3 protein-coding genes are annotated in these 5,956 nt (G+C 42.2%); all 3 read right to left on the bottom strand.

Annotated elements, in window-relative coordinates:
- Nucleotides 1-1,193 precede the first annotated feature (1,193 nt).
- Complete coding sequence (locus H2O73_RS20035) at nt 1,194-1,946, bottom strand: Abi-alpha family protein (protein WP_182110696.1); 753 nt, start codon at nt 1,944-1,946, stop codon at nt 1,194-1,196.
- A 1,275-nt stretch (nt 1,947-3,221) separates the two neighbouring features.
- On the bottom strand, nt 3,222-3,629 hold the full coding sequence (locus H2O73_RS20040) for a hypothetical protein (RefSeq protein WP_182110697.1): 408 nt from the start codon (nt 3,627-3,629) through the stop codon (nt 3,222-3,224).
- A 903-nt stretch (nt 3,630-4,532) separates the two neighbouring features.
- Nucleotides 4,533-4,667 (bottom strand): hypothetical protein, encoded by a 135-nt coding sequence (locus tag H2O73_RS22235; protein WP_009387485.1) that lies wholly within the window; start codon nt 4,665-4,667, stop codon nt 4,533-4,535.
- Nucleotides 4,668-5,956: the final 1,289 nt, after the last annotated feature.

A 5,956-nucleotide genomic window follows, 5' to 3' on the forward strand; every position in this document is an offset into this window, starting at 1 on the left:
AGCCGGAGGGAACAAAAAAGACGATTTCTACCAATTTTGCTCTCATTGCATAACGCCGCATTAAGTGGTGAACAACGCGACCACCCAAGCCTAAACCTTGCCACATTCAGCACTAAAGCCGACCTAAGCTGAAATTGCCAAGCGTTGAGAATCCGTCTTAAATGCTTTGTTATGTTTTAGCACAAATCGCTGATTTACTTGGCAAAGAACTGAGATGCAAACCTAGATTTCTGAACCAAATCACAAGCTAGAACTCACTAGACCGGCAGATGCGCCAAACCGGAAACGAGTAAGTCCACTTCCCTCCTAATGAGGCAACTCGATCAAGCCTCAACAAACGCCCTTTCTTAGCAACAACAGCGCAAAACAATGGTGATTTGCCGAGGCAACTGCCAAGGTTATTGGCTGATTAGGAAATACGCACAAAGCGACTTTGAGCCAGAGAAACAAGACGAGCAAACCACCCGAAAACTCAAATGAAGCAACCCTCGAACCTTGGCATGTTTTACGGGTTAAGGGATTTAAGAATGGATCGATAATAGTGATTTGCTGAGTCTACTCCCAACGAATAGCTAAAGGGGCAAAGAACGACTCAAAGGCACTTAAGCCATTGAAATTACATTAAAACATAACGCCGCGTTAAGTGGTGACCAACGCCACCACCCTACCTAAACCATTGTGCCGTAAACACTTAACCCAAAGTAAGCTGTAAATGCCAAGCGTTGGGAATCCGTCTTAAACGCTTTGTTAGCTGCCTTGAGAACCACCGATATATTACCATTTGAGTAACTCTGCATATTCTTCGTCAGACACGAATTTTGAATCACTAAACATGTATTCTTTTGCAGCGGGGTTATCTTCGAACGAAACGTAAGTATACTTGCTCACAATGCGAGTCCCTTCCACTTTACAGCTTGCTTTATGGGTTCTTCCCGTTTTGTATGCTTCGGTTATGGTTCCGTTATTCAAACGTACATAGCACTTAATCAAGATGACATCTCAACTCTATTATATTCACCCCGAATTATACCGCCACATCGAAACTTATTGCACATTGAAATATAAACAGATTTGTTGTCGATACGCACCATATACGCATGACAGCTAACGCCGCATTAAGGTGTGAGCGGCGCTTGGCTATACTTGAGCGAAGCGAAACTGCCAAGCGTTGCGAATCACTCTTAAATGCTTTGTTAGCATACATTTCTGCAAACAGTGTGAACAAAATCCAACCCAAACTTAGTCAAAACTAACTCTTTACGCGAAGGCTTTGTAGATCTGCGTTTGTCTTCAATAACCGAATTCTTTAGCTTTTGAAGATCATTGATGACATCAACAACTAATTTTCTGAAGTCCTCTTGTCTACTCGGTACTGAATAGTGTCTTTTACCAACAAACTGGACTAACTCTTTCTCAGAATAAGCTCGAGCTCTAAAAGTGATTAAACCCAAACGAATTAAATTAGAGTATGCCTTTTCCGCTTGCTCACTTGTTATGGCTAACTCCGTAGAAGCTCGCCCAAAATGAACGCTGAGAACATTAGCTTCCAGAGATGTCATTTCGCTAATCACTGAAGCGTAACTAGGATGAACGCTGGAAGCATACTCTACATCAGATGCCGACAATAATAATTGTGCGAATAGCTTTTGTAGCTCTGGTTCTTCTGCTGAATAAGCGACATTTTTGAGAATGTTACAGCCAAGCCTCAAGGAAGGCTCTATACGCTGTTTTCGAGGTATTTTCTCATACCCTTCTGCATACGCCTTTCGAAAAGATTTTAAATGAAGATTTAGATAATCTGCGGGAAGTCCAACTACATTATCTACAACTTGTAGGATAGTATCTGCCGTTTTACATACAGTGGAAAGTGGTGCAGAGACAGCATCAACTATTTCACCTTTTAGTACAACACCATCTTTTGTAATACTAATTTCTTTCTCACTCATAATTTTCACCATGTATGCTAACGCCGCATTAAGTGGTGAACAACGCAACCACCCAAGCCTAAACCTTGCCACATTTAGCATTGAAGCCGACCTGAACTGAAATTGCCAAGCGTTGAGAATCCGTCTTAAATGCTTTGTTATGTTTTAGCACAATTCGTTGATTTACTTGGCAAAGAACTGAAGTGTAGACCTAGTTTTCTGAACCAAATCACAAGCTCGAACTCACTTGACCGGCAGATGCGCCAAACCAAAAACGAGTAAGTCCACTTCCCTGCTAATGAGGCAACTCGATCGCGCCTCAACAAGCGCCCTTTCTTAGCAACAACAGCGCAGAACAATGGCGATTTGCCGACTCAACTGCCAAAGTTATTGGCTAATTGGGAAATACGCCCAAAGCGACTTTGAGCCAGAGAAACAATACGACCAAACCACCCGAAAACTAGAATGAAGCAACCCACGAACCTTGGCATGTTTTACGGGCTAAGTGGTTTAAGAACGGGGCGACAATGGTGATTTGCTGAGTCTACTCCCAACGAGTAGCCAAAGGGGCAAAGAACGACTCAAAGGCATTTAAGCCATTGAAATTCCATTAAAACATAACGCCGCATTAAGAGGTGAGCGACGCCCAACACTACAGCCTCGACAAACCACCTAAAACACTACTGCTGAATTTAAACGAGATTCGCCAAGCGTTGCGAATCCTTCTTAAATGCTTTGTTATGCAAATTCAGCGACATAGCCTGCAACTTACCACAGAAACCAAAGCCATTAAGCCAAAAACAGTTCCCAAAACAACAGAACTCTACGAAGTTCACGAACTTAAAAAACCTAAAGCCTCAACCAGTAAATGACACTCAACTTCAGCGCGTAAAAAGGCTTTTGCGACAAATAACTAAAAGTGCCAGAGCTTCAGCAAGTTTGGGCTGTCGTTTACCTTGCCCTTTCCACACTTTAAGCCCGCAAAAATCACCACCAACCAGATCGAAAACTGAATGAGGCAACCCACGAAACTTGGCATGTTTTACGGCTAGAGAGATTCAAGAATTGGGGACGACAATGCCGCTTTGCCGATAGAAAAAAGCGGATAGCCAAAGAGAACCAATAAGACGATTACTACCGATTTTTGCTCTCATTGCATAACGCCGCATTAAGTGGTGAACAACGCGACCACCCAACCTTAAACCTTGCAACATTTAGCACTAAAGCTGACATGAACTGAAATTGCCAAGCGTTGAGAATCCGTCTTAAATGCTTTGTTAAGTGCGAAATTGAAAGTTAGCCTTTCTTATCATTTGAAGAAGTCATTGTTGATTGTATTTCTTTACTGAATTTCTCTAACAGCTTTTTTTCTTGAGACTTCCATAATTCAGGAGCTAAATATCCAATAACTACAGCAACTACTATTAATTTTGCCACAGCACCTTTTTCAATCTTAATAGCATCGAACATAAGTAGAGCATACATTAATCCACTTACGCATCCTAAAAAACACCGAGAAAAAACGTTTGCGCCTGCTGCACTCCAGTCCTTTGCGTTAAATTTGTCTTGGTGATAATGAGGCACATCAAAATTGTAAGCTATCACTATGGATTTGATAAACCCACCAATGGAACCTGCGATAGCGCAATACATTAATATTTGAAATTCTTGCGAAGTTAACAAAGACATTAGAAGTAAATCCATTAGTAAAATCCTATTCTTATCTTCCACAAGACATTGGGGCACAAGGTCTTAAACACAAGCAGACCGGAGCAGATGGATGACAGTCTAGCACTTAACGCCGCGTTAAGTGGTGAGCAACGCCAACCACCCAGCCTAAACCATTGTGACATAAACACTTAACCCAAAGTAAGCCGAAAACGCCTTGCGTTGGGAATCCGTCTTGAACGCTTTGTTATGTAAATTCAGCCACATAAGCCAAAGTTACCATGAAAAACCAAGGCTGTACGACCGAAGAAATAGCCAAAACCAAAGAACCCAACAGTGTTCACGAATTTGCATAGCCAGCAATGTTACAAACCAAGCTGCAACAAGCAAAAAATAGTGATGACCAGCGATCAAATATGCTTTTGAATCCGGGAAATCTAACGCAAGAAACCATCAACAAATGGGGACTTTCGTTAACCTTGCCCTTTCCGCACTTTAAGCCCGCAAAACTAACCACGAACCAACACTGAAACTGAATGAGGAAACTCACGAACCTTGGCATGTTTTGCGGCTAATTTTGCAAAGAATCGGGGCAGAAAGAGCTGATTTTGACGAGGATGCAAACCGATAGCTAGAGAGAGCGAATAAACAGAATAATACCGATTTTACCCGCTTTACATAACGCCGCGTTAAGTGGCGAGCAACGCCAACCACCTTACCTAAACCATTGTGACATAAACACTTAAACTGAAGAAAGCCGAAAGCACCAAGCGTTGGGAGTCCGTCTTAAACGCTTTGTTATGCTTGTGCTATCAGCAGGCAGAGTAAACAAATTTTCAAACCTCACATTGCTCCAATATGAAGCAATACCAATTTGTCATTCATACCCACATGGTAATAATCACTCGTCATATAGAGTAAGGCTGTTGCCCAAAAACTCTATTTGCGATTTTCTTTACCATCCAAATACTCTGCATACTTTTTAGCAATTAGCTGATGTATATGAAGTCCTGTTTTACGAAAAAGATACCAATCTATCGCAGCTAAAACAGCTAAGCCTATTATAGTTCCCATCCAAAACTCTCCTTCACCATCAAGTCAAAAGTCTATCAAACCATTGATAAATCGCTCATATTTACGATTTTCAGAAAAAAGCATAACGCCGCATTAAGTGGTGAACAACGCGACCACCCAAGCTTAAACCTTGCCACATTTAGCACTGAAGTTGACCTAGGCTGAAATTGCCAAGCGTTGAGAATCCGTCTTAAATGCTTTGTTATGTTTTAGCACAATTCGTTGATTTACTTGGCAAAGAACTGAGATACAAAGCTAGATTTCTGAACTAAATCACAAGCTCAAACTCACTTGACCGCCAGATGCACAAGAGCAGAAACGAGTAAGTCCACTTCCCTGCTAATGAGGTAACTCGATCAAGCCTCAACAAGCGCCCTTTCTTAGCAACAACAGCGAAGAACAATGGTGATTTGCCGAGGCAACTGCCAAGGTTATTAGCTGATTGGGAAATACGCCCAAAGCGACTTTGAGCCAGAGAAACAAGACGACCAAACCACCTGAAAACTAGAATGAAGCAACCCACGAACCTTGGCATGTTTTACGGGCTAAGTGGTTTAAGAACGGGGCGACAATGCTGATTTGCTGAGTCTACGCCCTACGAGTAGCCTAAGGGGGAAAGAACGACTCAAAGGCATTTAAGCCATTGAAATTCCATTAAAACATAACGCCGCATTAAGTGGTGAACAACGCGACCACCCAACCTTAAATCTTGCCACATTTAACACTGAAGCTGACCTAGGCTGAAATTGCCAAGCGTTGAGAATCCGTCTTAAATGCTTTGTTATGTAAATTCAGCCACATAAGCCAACGTTACCACGAAAAACTAAGGCTGTACGACCGAAGAAATAGCCAAAACCAAAGAACCCAACAGTGTTCACGAATTTGCAGAGCCAGCGATGTTACAGACCAAGCTTCAACAAGCGAAAAATGGTGATGAGCAGCGACCAAAAATGCTTTTGAACCTGGGAAGCCGAACGAAAGAAACCATCAGCAAATCGGGACTTTCGTTAGCCTTGCGCTTTCCACACTTTGAGCCCGCAAAACTAACCACGAACCAGCACTGAAACAGAATGAGGAAACCCACGAACCTTGGCATGTTTTACAGCTGATTTGGCAAAGAATCGGGACAGAAAGAACTGATTTTAACGAGGATGAAAACCGATAGCTAGAGAGAGCGGATAAACAGAATAATGCCTATTTTACCCGCTTTACTGTTGTACCCCACAAAAAGTAGACAGTACATAACTACATACTTTCGTACTCAACTGGGCTGACATACCCCAACGCTG

This window comes from Vibrio marinisediminis (assembly GCF_014050145.1).
GTDB lineage: Bacteria > Pseudomonadota > Gammaproteobacteria > Enterobacterales > Vibrionaceae > Vibrio > Vibrio marinisediminis.

Coding starts and splice junctions, on each gene's coding strand:
- H2O73_RS22235 (WP_009387485.1), bottom strand. CDS start 4,667: ATGGGAACTATAATAGGCTTAGCTGTTTTAGCTGCGATAGATTGGTAT.
- H2O73_RS20035 (WP_182110696.1), bottom strand. CDS start 1,946: ATGAGTGAGAAAGAAATTAGTATTACAAAAGATGGTGTTGTACTAAAA.
- H2O73_RS20040 (WP_182110697.1), bottom strand. CDS start 3,629: ATGGATTTACTTCTAATGTCTTTGTTAACTTCGCAAGAATTTCAAATA.